This window comes from Pseudoclavibacter sp. VKM Ac-2888 (assembly GCF_015351285.1).
Taxonomy (GTDB): Bacteria; Actinomycetota; Actinomycetes; order Actinomycetales; family Microbacteriaceae; genus Pseudoclavibacter.
This window is the reverse complement of sequence record NZ_JADKSM010000001.1, coordinates 1,674,582-1,692,457: the sequence shown is the minus strand read 5'-3', so window position 1 is coordinate 1,692,457 and position 17,876 is coordinate 1,674,582. Positions and strand designations below refer to the sequence as shown.

Here is a 17,876-nt window from a genome sequence, read left to right as displayed (position 1 = left end):
ACGGCACGGGTGAGTTGACTCCCTTCGCTGGCATTACCCAGATCAGGTTCAACGGTCGGAGTTCGAGTACTCCCTCTCAGCCCGACTCATCGGGCTCCCGTGCACGGCCACACTGTAGCCCCGGCGCCGTCCGCGCCTAGCTTCCTGCGCTCGTGAAGACCACGTGATTGCCTTCCGGGTCGAGCACCTGGAGGATCTGGAAGTGAGTGGCGTCTTCGATTCCACCGTGCTCGATCCTGGCCGCGTCGAGCCGTTCGGCGACACCGGCGAGGTCGTCCTCGGTGAACACCACCGTGGATCTGCCCGAGCGGCTCGAGTCGGCCCAGAGCTGCAGGCCGGCCTCGCTTGTGAAGTGCCACTCCAGAAGACCCGGCATCGGATTCTCGTCGGGGCCGCGCCCGAAGAGCCTGCCGTAATATTCCGTAGCCTGAGCCAGGTCGGACACGGTGATCTGCGCAAGTACGCCCTTGATAGCCATGCCCCGATGATGCTCGACGTCGGTGCGAGGAGCCTCCACGAACATGTCGCCACGTTGCGACGCGTAACGGGGCGCGTCAGGTGCCGTGGCCTCGCCGCGTGGCGCCACCTAGCGTCAGATCATGACGAACCCACACCGAATCCACCTCGGCGTCGCACTCGATGGCGCCGGCATCCACCCGGCCGCCTGGCGGGAGCCGAGCGCCCGTCCGGACGAGCTCTTCACGCCCGACTACTGGGTGGGGCTCGTCCAGCTCGCCGAGCAGGGGCTCCTCGACTTCGCGACCATCGAGGACTCGCTGGCGCTGCAGTCGTCCGAGCGGCTGCACGACGACGATCGCACCGACGAGGTCCGGGGACGACTGGATGCGCTGCTCATCGCCTCGCGGGTAGCCCCCGTGACCCACAGCATCGGTCTCATCCCGACGGTCACGACCACGCACACCGAGCCCTTCCACGTCTCCAAGGCTGTCGCGACGCTCGACTACACGAGCGAGGGCCGCGCCGGCTGGCAGGCTCGACTCTCGATCGGGTCGGACCACACGCACTTCGGGCGCCGCGACCCGGCGGAGTTCCTGGAGACCCTCGAGCGTGCTTCCACCGCGGACATCGGCGACCTCTTCGCCGAGGCCAACGACTTCGTGGAGGTCGTGCGCAGGCTCTGGGACAGCTGGGAGGACGACGCGGAGATCCGCGACGCCTCCACGGACCGCTTCCTCGACGCCGCGAAGGTGCACCGCGTCGAGTTCGAGGGCAGATGGTTCAGCGTGCGTGGTCCGTCGATCACGCCGCGGCCGCCGCAGGGGCAGCCCGTGGTCGCCTCCCTCGGGCACGCCCAGGTGCCGTACGAGTTCGCCGCCGCGAGCTCCGATCTGCTCTTCGTCACCCCGTCGGATGTCGCCTCGGCCGTGAGCATCCTGTCGGAGGTGCGGGCCGCCGAGCAGAACGTGGGCCGTGCCGGCGAGCCGCTCTCCGTCTACGTCGACGTGGCGGTATTTCTCGACGGGCCCGAGGAGACCGGGGCTGCTCGTCTCGCTCGCCTCGACGCGAAGGGCCGCACGCTGGAGCAGCCGCCCGCGGTGTTCGCCGGTTCGGCCTCCGAGCTCGTCGAGCACTTCGAGACGCTCTCGGCGCTCGGCTACGACGGCTTCCGCCTGCACCCCGGGGTCGTGACGGACGATCTTCCCCGCATCGTCGCCGACGTCGTTCCCCTCCTCCAGCAGAAGGGGCTCTTCCGGGAGCGCTACGAAGCGCGTTCCCTGCGGGGCCTCCTCGGCCTGCCGACCACCGTCCCGAACCGCTACGCCGCCGTCTAGGCCCGACTCGATCAGGAGATCATCGTGACCAAGAAGCAGATCATCCTCGCCGCCTACGTCGGCGGAGTCAACGAGCACACCCTCTGGGAGCACCCGGATGCCGGGAGCCAGATCGAGTTCTCGACGTTCAAGCACGCCGCCCAGAAGGCCGAGGCCGGGAAGTTCGACTACTTCTTCCTCGCCGAGGGGCTCGCGCTGCGCTCGCGGCGCGGCGAGATCTTCGACCACGACATCGCGGGGCGCCCCGACACCATTCCCGTGCTTGCGGCCATCGCCGCGGTCACCGAGCACATCGGGCTCGTGGGCACGATCAACGCCACCTTCAACGAGCCGTTCGAGCTCGCGCGCCAGTTCGCCAGCCTCGATCATCTGTCGGGCGGGCGTGCCGGCTGGAACGTGGTCACATCGTTCGACGCGTTCACCGGTGCCAACTTCCGACGCGGCGGCTTCCTTCCGCACGCCGAACGCTACGAGCGGGCAGAGCAGACGGTCAACACGGTCAGGGAGCTGTGGGATTCCTGGTCGGCGGATGCGATCGTCGCCGACAAGGAGTCTGGCCAGTTCCTGGACTCCGCCGACGAGGGGCGCTTCGACGTGTCGACGAGTCAGTTCGATATCAGCGGTCGCTTCACGGTTCCCCGCAGTCCGCAGGGCAGGCCGATCATCGTGCAGGCAGGCATCTCGCCGCAGGGTCGCGACTTCGCGGCCGCCAACGCCGACGTCATCTTCTCCCCATACTCGCGCCTCGAGGAGGCACGAGACTTCTACGCCGACATCAAGGGTCGGGTCGAGGGCTTCGGCCGCAACCGGGACGACCTCAAGATCCTCCCGCAGTCGAGCTTCGTGCTCGGCGACACCCGCGAGGAGGCGCAGGAGAAGGCGCGCTGGGTGACGGAGCAGCAGCTGAGCCCGCGCACCATCCAGGTGCGCCTCGAGCAGGTCTGGAACCGGGACTTCTCGGAGATCGACTTCGATGGTCCGCTGCCCGACTTCGACCCGGATGGGGAGAGCGCGCCGATCATCGAGGGCCGCGCCTTCACCTATGGCGACCGCCTTGCGACCGTGCGCAGGTGGCGCGAGAAGGCGGCGGAGAACGGCTGGAGCATCCGCGAGTTCGCGCGCCACGAGCTCGGCGGTGTGCGGTACGTCGGAACGGCGTCCCAGGTCGCCGAGGAGATCGACGACTTCGTGCAGAACGAGGGCTCGGACGGGCTGGTCATCGGCTCGCATCTCACGCCGGGCGGCATCGACGAGTTCGTGGACCACGTCGTGCCGATCCTCCAGGAGCGCGGCTCGCTTCGCGAGGAGTACACGGGGACGACGCTGCGGGAGAACCTCGGCATCCCCGTGCCCGAGCGAGGAACGCGCGCACCTTCGGCCTTCGCGCACTGACCCGGAATCCGCCCGAGGAGAAGAGGTGGGCGTCGGAGTTGAACTCCAACGCCCACCTCTTCGCTGTCCGGCTGCGTGCTCGACGCTGCGTTCGACTACGAGTTCGGGTAGGTCTCGCGGAGGATGCGCCCGAGGAGGGCGGCGATCGCGCCCGGCCCGGATCCTTCGGCGACGCGCTCGACGTCGGCGTTGTAGTTGGTGTTCGTGTTGATGTCGTACACCACCTGACGGCCGTCCTCGGTCTCGATGAACTCGATGCCGGCGATCTCGAGGCCGATCTCCTTCGTGAACGCGATGAGGCGCTCGACGATCTCGTCGTGCCCGCCCTGTCGGAGCGAGAAGATCGAGGTGCCTGGCTCTGGCGCGAGCTCAGCACCTGGGGGCACGACCGGGCGCCCAGTGTCTGGGTCGATCGCGCAGGCATCCGCCGGGCAGAGCTGGAACCCGCCGTGGATGGTGTCTGCCGCGATCGAGTAGATGTGTTCGCCGCCGACGATCTCGACGCGGGTGATGAACCCGCCTGCCGGTCGCAGGTACTCCTGCAGGAGGGTGATGCCGTCGAGCGGCTCCTCGAACTCGGGGGAGTCGAGGTAGCTCTCGAAGTCGGCGAACGCGTCGAAGCGGCGCACGCCGAGGCCCTTGCCGCCCTGGTTGTGCTTCGTGATGAAGGGTGTCGGGAACTCCCTCGCCGCGTCCCGCAGTCCCTGCTTGCCGATGACGGCGACCGTGCGGGGTGTGTCGATGCCGGCGCGGCGCAGCAGCGTCAGCTGGTCGACCTTGCTGACCTCGAGCTCGATGGCCCGCCGGCCGTTGACGGTGCGCCGGCCGGCAGCCTCCACCCAGTTGAGCACCGAGCGTGCGTAGTCCTTCGAGAGTGCGTGGTCTCGGGTGTGCGACGAGGCGCTGATGCGGGACCAGAAGATGCCCTCTGGCGGGAGCGCGTCGATGTCGAGCACGCCCTCGACGAGCCGCCACTCGAAGACCGGGACACCGGCCGCGTCGAAGGCGGCCTGGAACGGCGGCCACCATTCGGGGTTCTCGTGCAGGGCGTAGACGACAGGGCCAGCAGCTGCGGGCTGGGAGGAGGGAGATGCGCTCATGAGAAGAACCCTTCGACATCGAGTGCGCCGCCGGCCGCGTCGAAGTCGGCCCGTGCGGCGGCACGGAGGTTGGAGTCGGCGAGGAAATCGGCGGCCACGAGTGCGAGGCCGGTGCTCGCATCGGCGATGGCCGTGCTCGCGGCGTCGCTGGTCGCGTATTGAGCGAACTCACGTGTGTGCAGGCTCACATCCGGTGGGCTGATGGCGATGACGGGGTGGATGCCCGGCACGCGAACGCTCACGTTGCCGAAATCGGTGGAGGCGGCGAGGTGCGATGGCACGGACGCCTTCGTGAGGACGCGTCGGCCCCGCGCCTCCTGGTGCACCGCCCACCGCTCGGAGAGGGGCGTGTTGTAGCGCAGCGGCATCGTGAACGGCTGCGGGTCCCACTCGACCTCGACGCCCGTGCCGGTCGCGAGGGCGATGCCGTTGGCGATGTCCTCGAGGCGCAGGCTCAGCTCCTTCAAGGTCTCCGCCGCGTTCGAGCGGACGTAGTACTCGAGCTCCGCGAACTCCGGCACGACGTTGGGGCGCTGCCCGCCGTCGAGGATGACGCCGTGGATGCGGTCGCCGGGGTAGAGGTGCTGCCGGATGAGGCCCGTGGCCTGGTAGTTGAGGTTGGCGGCGTCGAGCGCGTTCCGGCCCTGGAACGGCGAGGCTGAGGCGTGTGCCGGGACGCCGTAGTAGCGCACACGCAGGATGCGTCGCCCGATGAATGGCTGGTCGGTGACGTCGTAGCCGAACGGGTGGATCATGATGGCGGCGTCGACGTCGTCGAATGCGCCGGCCCTCGCCATGATCTCCTTCCCGTTGCCGCCCTCTTCCGCGGGCGTGCCGTAGAGCACGATCCGGCCCGCGGGGAGTTCGTGGCGGCGGCTCGCCTCGACGAGCGAGAGGAAGGCGCCGACAGCGGAGGCGGCGATGATGTTGTGCCCGCAGCCGTGCCCGACGCCGGGCAGGGCGTCGTACTCGGCGAGGATCGCGACCGTCGGCGCCTCCGTCGAATCTGGTTTCGCTTCGCCGACGACGAGCTCCGCGACGAGCGCCGTGTCGAGCCCGAAGGCTCCCACCTGTGCCGTGATGCCGTGCTCTGCGAGCAGTTCGGCGATGTCGGCGACGCTCTGCGTCTCCTCGAAGCCCTCCTCGGCGTATTCGAAGATGCGGTGGGAGAGCTCGACCAGCTCAGGCTGCAGGGAATCAGCGGCCGCGCGGATGGCCGATGTGTCCTCGATGGAGGCTCCGTCGTGCGGTGAGGTGATGGGCGGCGCGGCGGCCGCGGCGATGGCGGTCTCTGCGGCCACGAGATCGAGGTAGGTGCTGCTGGGAGTCGTGGGAGATGCGCCCACCCGGATTCCGCGGGTCGCCCCTGTTGCTCGGGGTGCGCTGGTCGGGTCTGCTGCTTCGCTCACGTGGTGTGCTCCTTGCCGCCGGCAGCCCCGGGTGGGCCGTCCGCATCCATCGTGCCTCGATTCTCCGGGAGCGTGGTGGGCCGTGTCGGGGTCGCCGTCGTGGGCCGTAACGTGAAGCTGGATTACAGTGGCAGCGTGATGTTCATCCTCGGTGCCGTGCTGCTCGGGCTCAGCCTCGCGCTCACGACCTGGGCGCACTTCCTTGTCGGACGGGCGGGTGCCGGGCGCAGGCTGCCTATCTTCAAGGACCCGCCGGGGACGCCGAAGCTCGCGAGCTGGCTGCGCATGGGCGGGGCCCTCCTGGCCGTCGTCGCCGCCGGTCAGCTGTGGCACGTCATCGGGCTCTTCGCGATGCTTCCCGTCATTCTCGTTCTGTTCGTGCCGGGGCTCGTCATGCATACACGGCACGAGCGCGCGCTTCGCCGCTGAGATCCACGATCATCTTGCCCGTGTTGGCGCCGCGCATCATGTCGAGGAACGCCTGCACGGTGCTGTCCAGGCCGACGACGACCGTCTCGTCGTAGGCGATCTCGCCCGCCCGCAGCCACTCGACCATCCGCGGCTGGAACTCCCCGGCGAGGTGGCCGTAGCCTCCGACAGTGAAGCCCTCCAACCGCAGGGCTTGCTTGATGAGGTTGGCCATGTTGTCCGGACCCGCTGGCTTCTCGCGCTCGTTGTAGCTCGAGATGGCACCGCACAGCGCCGCTCGGCCGCCCCGGTTGAAGACGTCGAGGGCCGCCTCGAGGTGGTCGCCTCCCACGTTGTCGAAGTACACGTCGATACCGTCTGGCGCCGCCTCCGCGAGCTGCTCCCGCACGGGCCGTTCCTTGTAGTTGAAGGCGGCGTCGAAGCCGTACTTCTCCGTGAGGAGGGCCACCTTCTCGTCGGAGCCCGCTGAGCCGATGATGCGGCTGGCGCCGAGCTTGCGGGCGATCTGTCCGACCGCGGTGCCGACGGCACCCGCCGCACCCGATACGAAGACCGTCTCGCCCTCCTTGAGGCCCGCGATCGCGGTGAGGCCGACGTAGGCGGTGAGGCCGGTCATGCCGAGCATCGAGAGGTAGAGCGACAGCGGGACGCCGGGAATCTCGTCGACGACGCGGAACGACGCCGCGTCCTCCTGGGCGATGTCGCGCCACCCGAATGCGTGGAGCACGTGCGCCCCGACCGGGACCTCGTCACTGGCCGACTCGACCACGACGCCGACCGCGCCGCCGGTGAGCGTCTCGCCCAGGGCGTAGGGGGCGACGTAGCTCGGCGCGTCGGTCATGCGGCCGCGCATGTACGGATCGACCGAGAGGAAGAGGTTCTCGACGCGCACCTGACCTGGCTGCAGCTCGGCGTACTCGACCGTGACCGTGCGGAAGTCCGTTTCCTTGGGCCACCCCTCCGGGCGGGAGGCGAGCTGGATCTGCGTGCTGATGGCGGTTGAGGTCATCACGTCAGACAATCACAGCATTCTGACCAGACCGGTCGATGACTACATTCGTAGTGGATGCACTACGCCCGTAGTTTCTGTGTCGAGATCTCTGCGTCTAGAGTTCGGGGGTGCCCTCCACGCGTGATCGTTCGCTGACCGCCGCCCTCGAGCTCCTCGCATCTGGCGGGATGCGTGCGCTCACGCACGCGCGGGTCGACGCCGAGGCGGGGCTCCCGCGGGGGTCGACGTCGAACCACTTCAGGACACGTCAGGCGCTCATCGAGGGCGTCATCGGTCGCTTGGAGCGCAGCGACTACGCCGAGTGGCTGCTGAGCTACGAGTGGGGCGAGCCGAGCGTGGAGCGCTTCTGCGCGGCGATCTGCGCTGGGGTGGACGACATGACGGGCGTCGGCCGCACGCAGACGCTCGCCAGGTACGCCCTGGTCCTCGAGGGAACCCACAACGCGGTGGTCGCCGAGGCGATCCGGGTGGGCCGCGATCGCCTGCGGGGCTGGGCGGCGGGTGCCATCGCAGGTCTCGGCGTCGACGATGCCGAGGCCCGTGCGTCTGCGCTGTTCGCGTTCATCGACGGGGTCGTCCTGCACCGGCTCTCCCTGCTAGAGGAGGACCTCCCCGACGCGTCCGTCGACGTGCAGCCGACTGTGCGGCGGATGCTCGCTTCGCCTGACGCCGTGCCTTCCGCCTAGGGTTGGAGCTCTGCCGCCCAGGCTGAGGTCGCCGCGGCGATCTGTTGGCGCCCGTCCTCGTCGGGGATCGTCGCGGTTCCGTCGCCGGACTGCGGGCCGTAGTCGCCGAACATCGCGTGGTTCGCGCCCTCGATCTCCAGGGTCTCGGCGTCGGCGGGGAGCAGGCCGCGTGCGTCCGCTGCCTTCTGCGGGGTGCTGAGCCCATCGGCGCTTCCTGTGATGCTGAGCACGTCGAGCGATTCGTCGTCGGCGAGGTCGTTGGCGCAGTAGCTGCCGAACAGCAGCAGGCCGGCGACGTCCGGCGACTCGGCGAGCTGGCAGGCGCGGACTCCGCCGAGGGAGTGCCCACCGACGGACCAGGTGGTGACCTCGGGGGCGGCGGTCGTGTAGTCGTCGAGCGTGCGGGTGTCGAAGAACGCGAGGTTGAGGAGCGGCTGCGGGATGACGACGGTCATGTTGTCGTCGGTGACCAGGCTCGAGAGCTTCGCGGCGTAGGCCGACGGCTCGACCTTGGCTCCGGGGATGAACACGAGTCCGGTGTCGCTTGGCTCCTCGCTCGGGCTCAGCACGAGGGAGCCGTCGACCTCGGTGACCGAGATAGCTGGGTTGTTCGTGACCGATGCGAGGGGTTCCGGTTCGGCTGCCATGACCCCGACGTTCGCCCAGATCAGGAATGCTGCGATGGCGACGACGAAGACCGCGGCGATGACCGAGAAGGTCCAGATCAGCGCGCGTCGCAGCCGGCTGCGTCTGCGTCGCGGTGGCTGCTGGTTCGGGGGAGTTGCTGGCACCCGCCGAGGATATCGCTCAGCTGTGGGAGGGGTGCTCGACGAGGGTGGTGCGGCCGACGGGCTTCTCGAACGCGAAGACGGGGAGGTCGAATTCCGGGATGCGTCGCTCGCCGCCTTCGAAGCCCGACGCTCGGTAGAGGGCGACTGCTTCGGGCTGCCGAGAGCCGGTGGTGAGGAAGATGCGGGTATAGCCGAGGTCTCCGGCTGCTGCGTCGAGTTCTCGCAGGACCCGCTGGGCGAATCCGCGGCGGCGGTGCGTGTCGCGTGTCCACATGCGCTTGACCTCTGCGGTGGTGGAGTCGTATCGGCGGATGGCGCCGGCGGCGACGAGGAGGTCACCCTCGTGGATGCCGATGAAGGCGCCGTCGGGGGACGTGAAGTCGGTGACGGGGTACGCGGTGATGTCGTCTGTGTAGAACTCCCGGTACCTGGTTCGGTACTCCGCGTCGAGGATGTCGAGCACTTCCGACACCTCGGCGGAGGTGATGTCGAGGTGGCGGACGGTGAGCGCGTTTGTCATGCGCACATGGTGCTCCGCCTCCGGGCGTCTCGCTCTTCGTTCGGCCCCCAGGTGACGCCGTGTTTCGCCCCGCGAAGCGGGGTGTCGTCTCGTGTGCCCGTCTTGCGCAGGCTGCTGTTCCTCCGGACCGGGGATTCCTACGCTGACGGGACGACCTATCCAACCGGTGCCGCACGAAGGGCAGATCATGAGCATCACGCTCCGCATGACGCACGGCCAGTTGACCGACAATCGCACGACGGGCGGGCGCACGACCGAGGCACGCGCGTCTGATGGACATGCGGCCGGCGCTCCCTTGTTCGTTGTTCGCCTGCAGCAGGTGCTCTCGCGGGTCTTCCTCTCGGAGCGCGCAGGGGTTGGAGAGCAGAGGCTTCTGCTCCGCGGCGTCGGTATCGAAGAGGTCTAGCTCGGGGAGCGAGGAGGTCTCGCTCGGCGAGGTCTTAGAACGGCGGAGGGTCGGTGCCCGCGTCGCGTTCTCGCCGGGCGCTGCTGCCCCGCTCGACGTCCGGTCCTGTGCCTGTTCCTGTGCCTGATCCTGCGTCTGTCTCTGTCTCTGTCCCTGTCTCTGTCTCTGTCCCAGGCGCAGGCCCTGACCTTGACCTTGACCTTGACCTTGCATCCGCCTCACTCGTTGCCTTCGGCGGGCTGGTGTTTCCGGCATCCGCCGACGGCGCGAAGCGAACGCCTTGCCTGTCGGGTCTGTCTGTCAGGACTTTTCCGCTTGGTGTCGTCCACTGGAGGACTCCGCCTTCGAGCTGCAGAACCGACCACGGCGTTGCGTGCCTCATGACGTGGTGGAACACGCAGAGGTGCTCCAAGTTGTTCGTGCAGGTTGCACCGCCGTGCTGCCACTCATGGGTGTGGTCGATGTGGCACCCGCGTGCTGGGAGTCGGCAGCCGGGGAACCGGCAGTGCACGTCGCGCGCCGCGAGGAATCGCCGCATCGCCGCTGTTGGCTTGTAGGTGTCGACGGCCTGGACGGTGCCCGTGATCGGGTGGGTGAGAATTCTCGTGAACATGGGGGCGTGGGCCGCGAGACGCTTGGCTTCGTCGAGCGGTACCGGTGTGAGGCCGTCGAGCAGAGCCGGAGGGTGGCCGGGGTCGCGTTCGTCGGCGAGCAGCGTGGTCGTGGGGATGACCAGGTGCACCTTCGCCTGGACCCCGGATGCCAGGGGTGTGGAGTTCGGTTCGCTCGTGAGGAGCTGGTCGCAGATGAGGTCGGCGCTGACCTCGCCGCGGGTGCGCTCGTCGGCGGCGCCGTGCGGCACCTCTCCCGTTGCTTGAGCCTTCTGCGCCCGTGATCGAGCTCGCAGGACGAGTGTCGCTTGCTTTCTGACTCTGTCCCGGACGGCGGTGAGGAGAAGGAGTGAGCCGCCGACGTGGAGCACTCCGTGTCCGTCACCGGAGTCGGTCACGGACACGAAGCCCTTCATGCGCGTCACCTTGCGCCGCTCGGCGAGTGGGACCCGCGTGAGTTCCTCTGCGATGCGGGCGGTCAGCCGCTTCAGTGCCGCGTCCGTCAGGATCTGGGTGCTTACCTCGCGGAGTGCGAGGTCGACGTAGCGGGCACGCAGGGCGGTCTGCTCGGCTTCGACCTCGTGGGTGACGAGGAGCCCTGAGCTGACGATGGCATCGAGGTGGCGACCGGAGATGCGCCCGTCGGCCACGGCGTCCACTGCGGCCGGAAATTCACGCACGGCGTTCCACGAACCGGCGAGCTGCCTCATGACGAAGCCGTGCTTCGCCTGCACCTCGATCGAGATCTCTGCCGAGATCGACCGTACGTGCATGCCCATCTCGGGATGCCCTTCGGCGAGGTCGAGGAGGTAGCCGAAGTTGTACGCACGAGCTTCGAGCAGGATCTGCTCGGCGTCGATCGCACGCTTGGCGGATTCGATGCGGGCGGTCTCGGACAGGATGGTGGCGCGTTCAGCGGCGACGGAAGCCGGATCGTTGACATCGAAATGCCACCGCTCCTCGAACTTCGCCGCCGCTTGGTACATGGTTCCATCGTAGCATTACTCGAATGTAGATTCGAGGAATTGTGGATAACATTCGAGGCGAGATCGCTGCCATCGACGCGTCCTCAGGCCTGCCTCAGGGCAGCTGCCTCGCGACGAAGCCGAGCGCGGCGGCCGTGTCGACGATCTCGGTGACGGACTCGCGCGGTACGACGACCAGCGGGTGGGCGTCGCTGTCCTCCTCGAGGAACACGAGTGCGAGCCCCACGGGCGCGAGGAGCGCATCAGCTGCGGCGGCTGCTGTCGGCACGTCGCCGTCCACGTCGCCGACCTCATCGGTGTCGAGGCCGAGGCGGACGATCCGCGGAACTCCGGCCAGGGCGTCTGCGAGCTCCATGCCTGTGTCCTCGGCGTGGAGGTAGGCCAGCGCTCCGCAGTCGTCGAGGGCGTCGATGAGCGCGCCCCAGGCCTCATCCGCGCCGTCGTCCTCCTCGACGCCGCTCTCGTCTCGGTCGTCGTCGGACTGGTCCTCGGACTGGTCCTCGTCCTCGTCCCGAGAGTCGCCCTCGAGAGCCTGCTGGACGCTCGGCCAGATCTCGGGGTCGTCGTCGATGAGCGTGCAGAGGCGTTGCCAGGCGGTGTAGTCAGTCACGGCCCCGAGGGTACCTGCCCACCCGGGGCCGCGCGGCTGGCCTACGCTCCCGCGACTGCCGCGATAAGGGCATCCACGTCGTGCTCGGTCGTGTCCCAGGAGCAGAGGAAGCGGACGAGGCCGCGAGACGCGTCCCAGGTGTGGAACGCGTAGCTCTCGCTGACGCGCTCGGCGACCTCGCCGGGGAGAATGGCGAAGACGCCGTTCGCCTGGCGGGGGAGTGGCACTGAGCAGCCGTGGACGCGCTCGATGCCGGCGGCGAGGCGCGCGGCCATGGCGTTGGCGTGCTCCGCGTTCTCGCGCCACAGCTCGTCACCGAACAGTGCGAGGAGCTGGGCGGAGGTGAAGCGCATCTTCGATGACAGCTGCAGGTCGATCTTGCGGGCCTCTTCGGTGCCGTAGACGGCTTCCGGGTTGACGACGACAACCGCTTCGGCGGCCAGCGCGCCGTTCTTGGTGCCGCCCAGGCTGATGACGTCGGCCCCGGCCGCGCTGGAGACCTCGGCGAGCGTGCAGCCGAAGTGGGCGGCGGCGTTCGAGAGGCGCGCGCCGTCGACGTGCAGCCACATGCCGCTCGCGTGGGCGACGTCGGCGAGCGCCCGAACCTCATCTGGCGAGTAGGCGGTGCCGACCTCGGTCGCCTGGCTGATGCTCACGGCGAGGGGCGTGGCCCGGTGCACGTCGCGGCGCACGGCTGCGGCCCGCTCGATGTCCGCCGGAACGAGCTTGCCGTCCGCCGTCTCGACGGTGAGGAGCTTCACCCCGCCGACGCGCTCCGGGGCGGCGTTCTCGTCGGTGTTGATGTGCGCTGAAGCCGGGCATACGACGCCGCCCCAGCGCGGCACCATCGACTGCAGCGCGACGACGTTGGCACCGGAGCCGTTGAAGACCGGCAGGCCGATCGCCTCCGCGCCGAAGAGGTCCTTGCACAGCGCCTGGAATGCCGCCGAGTAGGGGTCGCCCCCGTAGGCGCCGACATGCCCGCCGTTGGCGGTGACGAGCGCATCCAGGACCTGCGGGTGAGCGCCCGCGGCGTTGTCGCTCGTGAAGGTGCGGAGGTGGGGGTCGTGCAGCTGCGTGATCACCGATCCATTCTTCCGCACGTGCCACATCGATGAGAACTCATGGGTTCGCGTCTACGCTCTGAGCTATGAGCAACGCGGAGGCCAACCCCATCGAGGCACAGCTGCAGGCCGCCTACGAGACCGGGCAGGTGGTGGCCGGTATCGAGCTGCTCCTGCCGCGTGAGGTGCCGCTTGGTGGCCCGCGCTCGCTGCCTGTCCTGCGCTCGCTGCCCAACAAGTTCCGCCACTTCATCGGCGCCTGGTGCTTCATCGACCACTACGGCCCCGTGGACGTGCCGTCGGGTGCTGGCATGGATGTGCCCCCGCACCCGCACACGGGGCTGCAGACCGTCAGCTGGCTGTTCTCCGGCGAGGTCGTGCACCGGGACTCCATCGGCAGTTTCCATGAGGTCGAGCCCGGTGGCGTCAACGTGATGACCGCCGGGCGTGGCATCACCCACTCGGAGGTGTCCGCTGATCGCCCTGATCGGGCCCGCGTGCTGCATGGCGTGCAGCTCTGGGTGGCCCTGCCAGCTGCGCAGCGGGATATCGCGCCGGCCTTCGTCGGCCTGGACCGATGTTCATCGCTGCGACTGCCGTCTCCCACGACGGCTGGGACCCCCGTCGAGGCGACCATCTTCATGGGGGAGTTCGCGGGCCTCCGCTCGCCTGCGCCCAGCTTCTCGCCGCTTGTCGGCGTCGAGCTCGCCTTCTCCGGTTGCGCGGAGGCGCAGCTCGACCTCGAGCCCAGCTACGAGCACGGCATCCTCGCGTGCTCTCCCGGCATCACGGTCGACGACGTCGAGCTTCCCGTCGGAGCCGTGGGCTACCTGCCCACTGGCACTGACCGCGCGATCGTGGGCGCGAGTGATGGCGGGCGCGCCCTGCTGCTCGGTGGAGCGCCCTTCGAGGAGAAGATCGTCATGTTCTGGAACTTCGTCGGTTCCTCCCACGACGACGTCGCGGCAGCTCGCGACGAGTGGCAGCGGAGCAGGTCGAGTGCCGGCACTGATGCCCGTTTCGGCCGCGTCGACAGCCACGAGGGCAGGACGCTCGCCGCTCCGACGCTCCCGAACGTCCGGCTCAGCCCGCGCGGGCGAACCCGCGAGGACTGAGCCGGCCCTGAGCGGGACCGCTATCGCGCGCGGTCCTCGGGGTCGATGATGGGGATGGCGTTCGTGAACACCGATGCCCGCTCCTGCGCCTGGACGCTCCCGGTGAAGAGCCCGGACCCGCCGGCGCTGTCGTCGTCGTTTCTGGTGTCCTCCGCCTGCGATGCCCGCGATGCGGCATCGCCCGGACCTGCCGACTCGGTGATGAGCACACGCTGCACGGGCAGCGCCGACGGCATGGTGCGCTGCATCCACGTCACCATGGCCTCGCGCACGAAGCAGCGCAGGTCGAAGAGGGTGGGCGCATCCACCGCGGTGACGAGGATGCGGATGCGGACGAGTCCGCCCGTCGCCTCGGTCACCTGGAGGACCTGCGCCCGCCCATCCCAGAGGTCGGTCTGCGTGAGCACCTCGGCGAGGCGCTCTCGCATGAGCGCCGGGGAGACGCGCCAGTCCACGTCGAGCTCCACGGATCCGAGCAGCTCGCTGCCCTGCCTCGTCCAGTTCTGGAAGGGCTGGGTCGTGAAGTAGGTGCACGGCAGCACGAGGCGGCGGTCGTCCCACAGGTCGACGACGACGTAGCTCAGCGTGATCTCGCCGATACGCCCCCACTCGTCTTCGACCACGACGACGTCGTCCACGCGCAGCGCCTCGCTGAACACGAGCTGCAGGCCCGCGAAGATGTTCGCGAGGACCGACTGGGCTGCGAGGCCCGCGACCACGGAGGCGATGCCGGCGGAGGCGAGGAGGCTCGCCCCAACGGTCCGCACCGCAGGGAACGTGAGGAGGATCGCCCCCAGAGCGATGACGATGATCACCGCGACTGCGAGCCGCCGGAGGATGAGGGTCTGCGTGCGAATGCGCCGAGCCACGCGGTTGTCCGCCACGTCGATGCGGTTGCGACCCAGCGTGATGTCCGTCGAGAAGGCGACGAGTCCCGCCATGAGCCAGGCGCCGGCGGCGATGATGAAGATCGTGAGCGCGTGGTAGATGAGGTCGCGCCAGGACCCGTCACCGTCGGAAGGGAAGGCGACGGCGACTGCGGCCCAGAGCGCGATGATGAGCACGACGACGCGGAAGGGGCGCCGCGTGTGTCGCACGAGCGGCTCCGGCCAGCGAAGGCGCTTCGCGACGAGGCGGATGATGAGCGCGACGAGCGCGGTGAGCGTGACGGCCGCGACGACGGCGACGGCAATCGAGAGGGCGAAGTTCCACCAGGGATCGAGCACGTTCCTCCTCGGGGAGTGGAGGGCCCCTCCGTGCGGGAGTGGAGGGCTGGGGAAGCAACGCTAGTGAGCGAGCCTCCGTGCTGCCTGGCCTGCCCGCCAGCGCGCACATCTCCGCACCGGGGTTCAGCCCCGGGATTCAGCCCCGTCGCTCAGCCTCCGAGCGCTCCCGCCACTGGATGAGGTACCGCCGGTCGAAGGAAGGTGCGCACCGGAGGCAGGAGACGAGCCTGCCGCGCGTCGGGCGGCGGAACCTCAGGACCTCGTGCCCATTGGGGCAGACCCCGACCCACTTCGCGAACTCGGTCGCCACTTCGCCGTCGTGCGTGCGACCGCCGACGTAGCCGAGCTCGTCGGCGATGCGCTTCCATTCGGGGCCGTGCCCCGCCTTGTGCCCGGCGACGGCGTGGGCGACCTCGTGCAGCAGCGTCTGGTGCACCGTGTCGTCGTCGTAGCGGGCCGAGAGGTAGCGGGAGACGGTGATGCGCCTGTCTCGGAAGTTGCAGGCGCCAGCGCGCTTCTTCGCGTGATCGAAGCCGAAGCTCCAGCTCTCGTCGAGGTGCATGCGGATGAGCGCTTCCGCCCAGACTCGCACCTTGGCCAGGTCGGCCACGGGCCCCGCCCCTAGGAGTCGATCGAGGTGATCGGCTCGCTCAGCTCCGAGGAGGGCTCCTCGTCGCCCTCGAGGATCGCGCGGGTGACGCGGATCGCGAACTTCGAGGACTGCAGCTGGTCGGCCGCGACGCCCCTCGCAAGGCGAAGCTCGTGCGCGCGCTCGAAGTCGACGAGCGCGTCGGTGTACTCGCGCTGCTCGAAGCGCACTTTGCCTCGATGCTGCAGGGCGAAGGCCGCGAGCTCGTCCCATTCGTGGGTGAGGGCCTCGTCGACGCAGTTGTTCAGGTCCTGCAGCGCGACGTCGTGCTTGCCCTGGAACTGCTGGACCTGAGCCTTGCGGATGCGAGCGGCGAGGGCATCCTCGCGGGCTCCCGTGAACCGGGACTGCCGGTAGGCGGTCTGTGCGGTGTCGAACGCCTCGTCGAGCCGGCCGAGCATGCGCAGCAGCGCGACCTTCTCGTTGAGCGCGGAGAGGGACCGAAGCACGGCGATCTCCGCCAGGCGAGCCTCCGCGGCGTCGATGTCGATGCGCTCGCGGAGGGTCTCCGGGTCGTAGCCGAGGATGATGGGAGCGTCTGACACCCCAGCAGGTTAGCCGCAGCCGTGACGGAATAGGCGCATCCCTCGCCGCGTTGTGGAGAGCCGGTCGGTCGGCCTTCTGCTCCCGACTACCAGCCGCCCTGCCTGCGCTCGCGGAAGACGCTCTTCCCGGGCAGTGGAGACGCCGTCGCGGAGGCATCGCGCGCGGCCTCCGTGCCGCGCACGAACTCGCGAACCGCCTTCCCGCGCACGACGACGGCTGGCGGGAAGCCAGATGCGACGCGCCTCTCGAGGCCGGGCAGCGAGAGCGCTTCCGGCGAGCGGGAGGCGACCGCGGCGATGTTCCCGAAGCGGCGGCCCTTCAGCATTGCAGGGTCGCCGACGAGCGCGACCTCGCCGAATACCTCGATCAGGGTTGCGACCTCGGCCCGCGCGAAGGCGAGATCGTGGCCGTCGGCGATGTTGACGAGCACGATGCCGTCCGGGCGCAGGAACGGCTCGAGTTCGGCGAAGAACTCGACGCTCGTCACATGCGCCGGCGTCTGTGCGCCGGAGAAGATGTCCACGACGATCGCATCGACCGAGCCGAGGAGCCCCCGGGGGAGTCTGCCGAGCTGCTCTCGTGCATCCCCGTAGCGGATGCGGATGCTCGCGCCGGCGGGAAGCGGAACGACCTCGCGCACGAAGTCGACCAGGGACCGCTCGAGCTCGACGACCTGCTGCCTCGAGCGCGGCCGCGTGGCGTCGACGTAGCGCGGGATCGTGAGTGCTCCGGCGCCGAGGTGGAGGGCGGTGATCGCCTCTGCCTCGGGGAACGCGAGGTCGAGGACGTAGCCCATGTGCCGGATGTAGCCGAAGGAGAGCTCCCTGGGGTCGAGCGGGTTGACCGCGGACTGCGGGGTGCCGTCGACGATGAGGGTCCACTCCTCTCCGTCGCGCGAGAACCGCGCCTGAGCTCCGGAGTCGAGCGTCACGCTCGTCGCGGGGATTGCACTGCTTGGGGTCTTGCTGCTGGCTGGCGACACCTGGCAAGTCAAGCAGAGACACGCGGATTTCGAGCAAGGGTGACCTTGTTTGGAATCATTCAAAAGAACGGCCACGATGGTCTCATGACCACCAGCATCGAGCACGCGAGCAGAGAGCGGCGGGACGCCGCGTTCTGGCGGACCTCGCTGCGCCGGGCCGGTCTTCGTGTCACCCGTCAGCGGGTCGCGGTGCTCGAGCTGCTCGACGCCAGCCCGCACTCGTCCGCGGAGCGAATCTTCGCCGCGGCGACCCCCCAGCGCGCCGAGCTCGGCTCGCTCACCCTGCAGGCCGTCTACGGAATCCTCGACGACCTCGGCCGCACCGGCCTCGTGCGCCGCTTCGACGCGCCGCGCACCGCGGCCCGGTTCGAGACCCGTATCGGCGACAACCACCATCACGCCGTCTGCGACGAATGCGGCCGCATCGAGGACATCGACTGCGCCGTCGGCGAGGCGCCGTGCCTCGTTCCGGCTTCGCCGAGCGGCTTCGCGGTGCACACGGCGGAAGTCGTGTATCGGGGTGTCTGCGCCGACTGCGCGACGCCCTGA

General features: G+C 69.0%; 20 protein-coding genes and 1 riboswitch. Of the genes, 7 read left to right on the top strand and 13 right to left on the bottom strand.

The window, feature by feature from the left end; translation table 11 throughout:
* Position 1: 1 nt before the first annotated feature.
* Positions 2-111, bottom strand: a riboswitch (TPP riboswitch).
* Positions 112-136: 25 nt separating this feature from the next.
* Positions 137-478 carry a VOC family protein gene (locus ITJ61_RS08135; protein ID WP_104242817.1) on the bottom strand — a complete coding sequence of 114 codons (342 nt, stop codon included), beginning with the start codon at positions 476-478 and terminating at the stop codon, positions 137-139.
* Positions 479-599: 121 nt separating this feature from the next.
* Between ITJ61_RS08135 and ITJ61_RS08130 the strand changes: the two genes are divergently transcribed.
* Both ITJ61_RS08130 and ITJ61_RS08125 read left to right on the top strand, forming a co-directional pair.
* Entirely contained in the window at positions 600-1,793 is a 1,194-nt protein-coding gene (locus ITJ61_RS08130) for an LLM class flavin-dependent oxidoreductase (RefSeq protein WP_104242736.1), read from the top strand.
* Positions 1,794-1,817: 24 nt separating this feature from the next.
* Positions 1,818-3,185 (top strand): NtaA/DmoA family FMN-dependent monooxygenase, encoded by a 1,368-nt coding sequence (locus ITJ61_RS08125; protein WP_308471365.1) that lies wholly within the window; start codon positions 1,818-1,820, stop codon positions 3,183-3,185.
* 95 nt (positions 3,186-3,280) lie between these two features.
* Here ITJ61_RS08125 and ITJ61_RS08120 read toward each other — a convergent pair whose 3' ends face one another.
* Entirely contained in the window at positions 3,281-4,285 is a 1,005-nt protein-coding gene (locus tag ITJ61_RS08120) for an ATP-grasp domain-containing protein (RefSeq protein ID WP_104307212.1), read from the bottom strand.
* Positions 4,282-5,694: a M20 family metallopeptidase gene (locus tag ITJ61_RS08115; protein WP_323744317.1), complete on the bottom strand. Its 1,413-nt coding sequence runs from the start codon at positions 5,692-5,694 to the stop codon at positions 4,282-4,284. Before ITJ61_RS08115 ends, ITJ61_RS08120 begins: the two co-directional genes overlap by 4 nt.
* Before the next feature lie 135 nt (positions 5,695-5,829).
* Between ITJ61_RS08115 and ITJ61_RS19780 the strand changes: the two genes are divergently transcribed.
* Positions 5,830-6,123 (top strand): hypothetical protein, encoded by a 294-nt coding sequence (locus ITJ61_RS19780; protein WP_228496627.1) that lies wholly within the window; start codon positions 5,830-5,832, stop codon positions 6,121-6,123.
* Here the strand turns inward: ITJ61_RS19780 and ITJ61_RS08110 are convergent.
* On the bottom strand, positions 6,086-7,132 hold the full coding sequence (locus ITJ61_RS08110; protein ID WP_104307208.1) for an NADP-dependent oxidoreductase: 1,047 nt from the start codon (positions 7,130-7,132) through the stop codon (positions 6,086-6,088). The two genes, ITJ61_RS19780 and ITJ61_RS08110, sit on opposite strands and share 38 nt — an antisense overlap.
* A gap of 110 nt (positions 7,133-7,242) precedes the next feature.
* Here ITJ61_RS08110 and ITJ61_RS08105 point away from each other — a divergent pair, with 110 nt between their 5' ends.
* Positions 7,243-7,821, top strand: a complete 579-nt coding sequence (locus ITJ61_RS08105; protein WP_104307206.1) for a TetR/AcrR family transcriptional regulator — start codon at positions 7,243-7,245, stop codon at positions 7,819-7,821.
* Here the strand turns inward: ITJ61_RS08105 and ITJ61_RS08100 are convergent.
* Together ITJ61_RS08100 and ITJ61_RS08095 are read right to left on the bottom strand one after the other, a co-directional pair.
* Positions 7,818-8,612 carry an alpha/beta hydrolase gene (locus ITJ61_RS08100; protein WP_323744316.1) on the bottom strand — a complete coding sequence of 265 codons (795 nt, stop codon included), beginning with the start codon at positions 8,610-8,612 and terminating at the stop codon, positions 7,818-7,820. The two genes, ITJ61_RS08105 and ITJ61_RS08100, sit on opposite strands and share 4 nt — an antisense overlap.
* A 16-nt stretch (positions 8,613-8,628) precedes the next feature.
* The gene (locus ITJ61_RS08095) at positions 8,629-9,132 is read right to left on the bottom strand and encodes a GNAT family N-acetyltransferase (protein WP_228496626.1); all 504 of its coding nucleotides are present in this window, start codon (positions 9,130-9,132) and stop codon (positions 8,629-8,631) included.
* 187 nt (positions 9,133-9,319) lie between these two features.
* On the opposite strand from ITJ61_RS08095, the gene ITJ61_RS08090 reads away from it, so the two are divergent.
* On the top strand, positions 9,320-9,538 hold the full coding sequence (locus ITJ61_RS08090; protein ID WP_194685928.1) for a hypothetical protein: 219 nt from the start codon (positions 9,320-9,322) through the stop codon (positions 9,536-9,538).
* 34 nt (positions 9,539-9,572) lie between these two features.
* Here the strand turns inward: ITJ61_RS08090 and ITJ61_RS08085 are convergent, their stop codons facing one another.
* The 3 genes from ITJ61_RS08085 to ITJ61_RS08075 form a co-directional block, all read right to left on the bottom strand.
* Positions 9,573-11,135, bottom strand: a complete 1,563-nt coding sequence (locus ITJ61_RS08085; RefSeq protein ID WP_194685927.1) for an HNH endonuclease signature motif containing protein — start codon at positions 11,133-11,135, stop codon at positions 9,573-9,575.
* 94 nt (positions 11,136-11,229) lie between these two features.
* Complete coding sequence (locus tag ITJ61_RS08080; RefSeq protein WP_194685926.1) at positions 11,230-11,745, bottom strand: hypothetical protein; 516 nt, start codon at positions 11,743-11,745, stop codon at positions 11,230-11,232.
* Between the two features lie 41 nt (positions 11,746-11,786).
* Complete coding sequence (locus ITJ61_RS08075; protein ID WP_323744315.1) at positions 11,787-12,830, bottom strand: threonine aldolase family protein; 1,044 nt, start codon at positions 12,828-12,830, stop codon at positions 11,787-11,789.
* Positions 12,831-12,895: 65 nt separating this feature from the next.
* Here ITJ61_RS08075 and ITJ61_RS08070 point away from each other — a divergent pair, with 65 nt between their 5' ends.
* Positions 12,896-13,924 carry a pirin family protein gene (locus tag ITJ61_RS08070; protein ID WP_194685924.1) on the top strand — a complete coding sequence of 343 codons (1,029 nt, stop codon included), beginning with the start codon at positions 12,896-12,898 and terminating at the stop codon, positions 13,922-13,924.
* Between the two features lie 20 nt (positions 13,925-13,944).
* On the opposite strand, the gene ITJ61_RS08065 is transcribed toward ITJ61_RS08070, so the two are convergent.
* From ITJ61_RS08065 to ITJ61_RS08050, 4 genes are all read right to left on the bottom strand, one after another.
* Positions 13,945-15,150, bottom strand: coding sequence for a mechanosensitive ion channel family protein (locus ITJ61_RS08065; protein ID WP_104299442.1), 1,206 nt, complete (start codon positions 15,148-15,150; stop codon positions 13,945-13,947).
* A 136-nt stretch (positions 15,151-15,286) separates the two neighbouring features.
* Positions 15,287-15,760, bottom strand: coding sequence for a SprT-like domain-containing protein (locus ITJ61_RS08060; protein ID WP_104299441.1), 474 nt, complete (start codon positions 15,758-15,760; stop codon positions 15,287-15,289).
* 11 nt (positions 15,761-15,771) lie between these two features.
* Positions 15,772-16,344: a hypothetical protein gene (locus ITJ61_RS08055; RefSeq protein ID WP_104242710.1), complete on the bottom strand. Its 573-nt coding sequence runs from the start codon at positions 16,342-16,344 to the stop codon at positions 15,772-15,774.
* Positions 16,345-16,430: 86 nt separating this feature from the next.
* Positions 16,431-17,327: a spermidine synthase gene (locus tag ITJ61_RS08050; protein WP_258063889.1), complete on the bottom strand. Its 897-nt coding sequence runs from the start codon at positions 17,325-17,327 to the stop codon at positions 16,431-16,433.
* 84 nt (positions 17,328-17,411) lie between these two features.
* Between ITJ61_RS08050 and ITJ61_RS08045 the strand changes: the two genes are divergently transcribed.
* Complete coding sequence (locus tag ITJ61_RS08045) at positions 17,412-17,876, top strand: Fur family transcriptional regulator (RefSeq protein ID WP_104242706.1); 465 nt, start codon at positions 17,412-17,414, stop codon at positions 17,874-17,876.

Bases quoted from the DNA above. Each gene is read 5' to 3' on its own strand.
- ITJ61_RS08135 (WP_104242817.1), bottom strand. From the start codon at position 478: ATGGCTATCAAGGGCGTACTTGCGCAGATCACCGTGTCCGACCTGGCT.
- ITJ61_RS08130 (WP_104242736.1), top strand. From the start codon at position 600: ATGACGAACCCACACCGAATCCACCTCGGCGTCGCACTCGATGGCGCC.
- ITJ61_RS08120 (WP_104307212.1), bottom strand. From the start codon at position 4,285: ATGAGCGCATCTCCCTCCTCCCAGCCCGCAGCTGCTGGCCCTGTCGTC.
- ITJ61_RS08110 (WP_104307208.1), bottom strand. From the start codon at position 7,132: ATGACCTCAACCGCCATCAGCACGCAGATCCAGCTCGCCTCCCGCCCG.
- ITJ61_RS08095 (WP_228496626.1), bottom strand. From the start codon at position 9,132: ATGACAAACGCGCTCACCGTCCGCCACCTCGACATCACCTCCGCCGAG.
- ITJ61_RS08090 (WP_194685928.1), top strand. From the start codon at position 9,320: ATGAGCATCACGCTCCGCATGACGCACGGCCAGTTGACCGACAATCGC.
- ITJ61_RS08085 (WP_194685927.1), bottom strand. From the start codon at position 11,135: ATGTACCAAGCGGCGGCGAAGTTCGAGGAGCGGTGGCATTTCGATGTC.
- ITJ61_RS08070 (WP_194685924.1), top strand. From the start codon at position 12,896: ATGAGCAACGCGGAGGCCAACCCCATCGAGGCACAGCTGCAGGCCGCC.
- ITJ61_RS08045 (WP_104242706.1), top strand. From the start codon at position 17,412: ATGACCACCAGCATCGAGCACGCGAGCAGAGAGCGGCGGGACGCCGCG.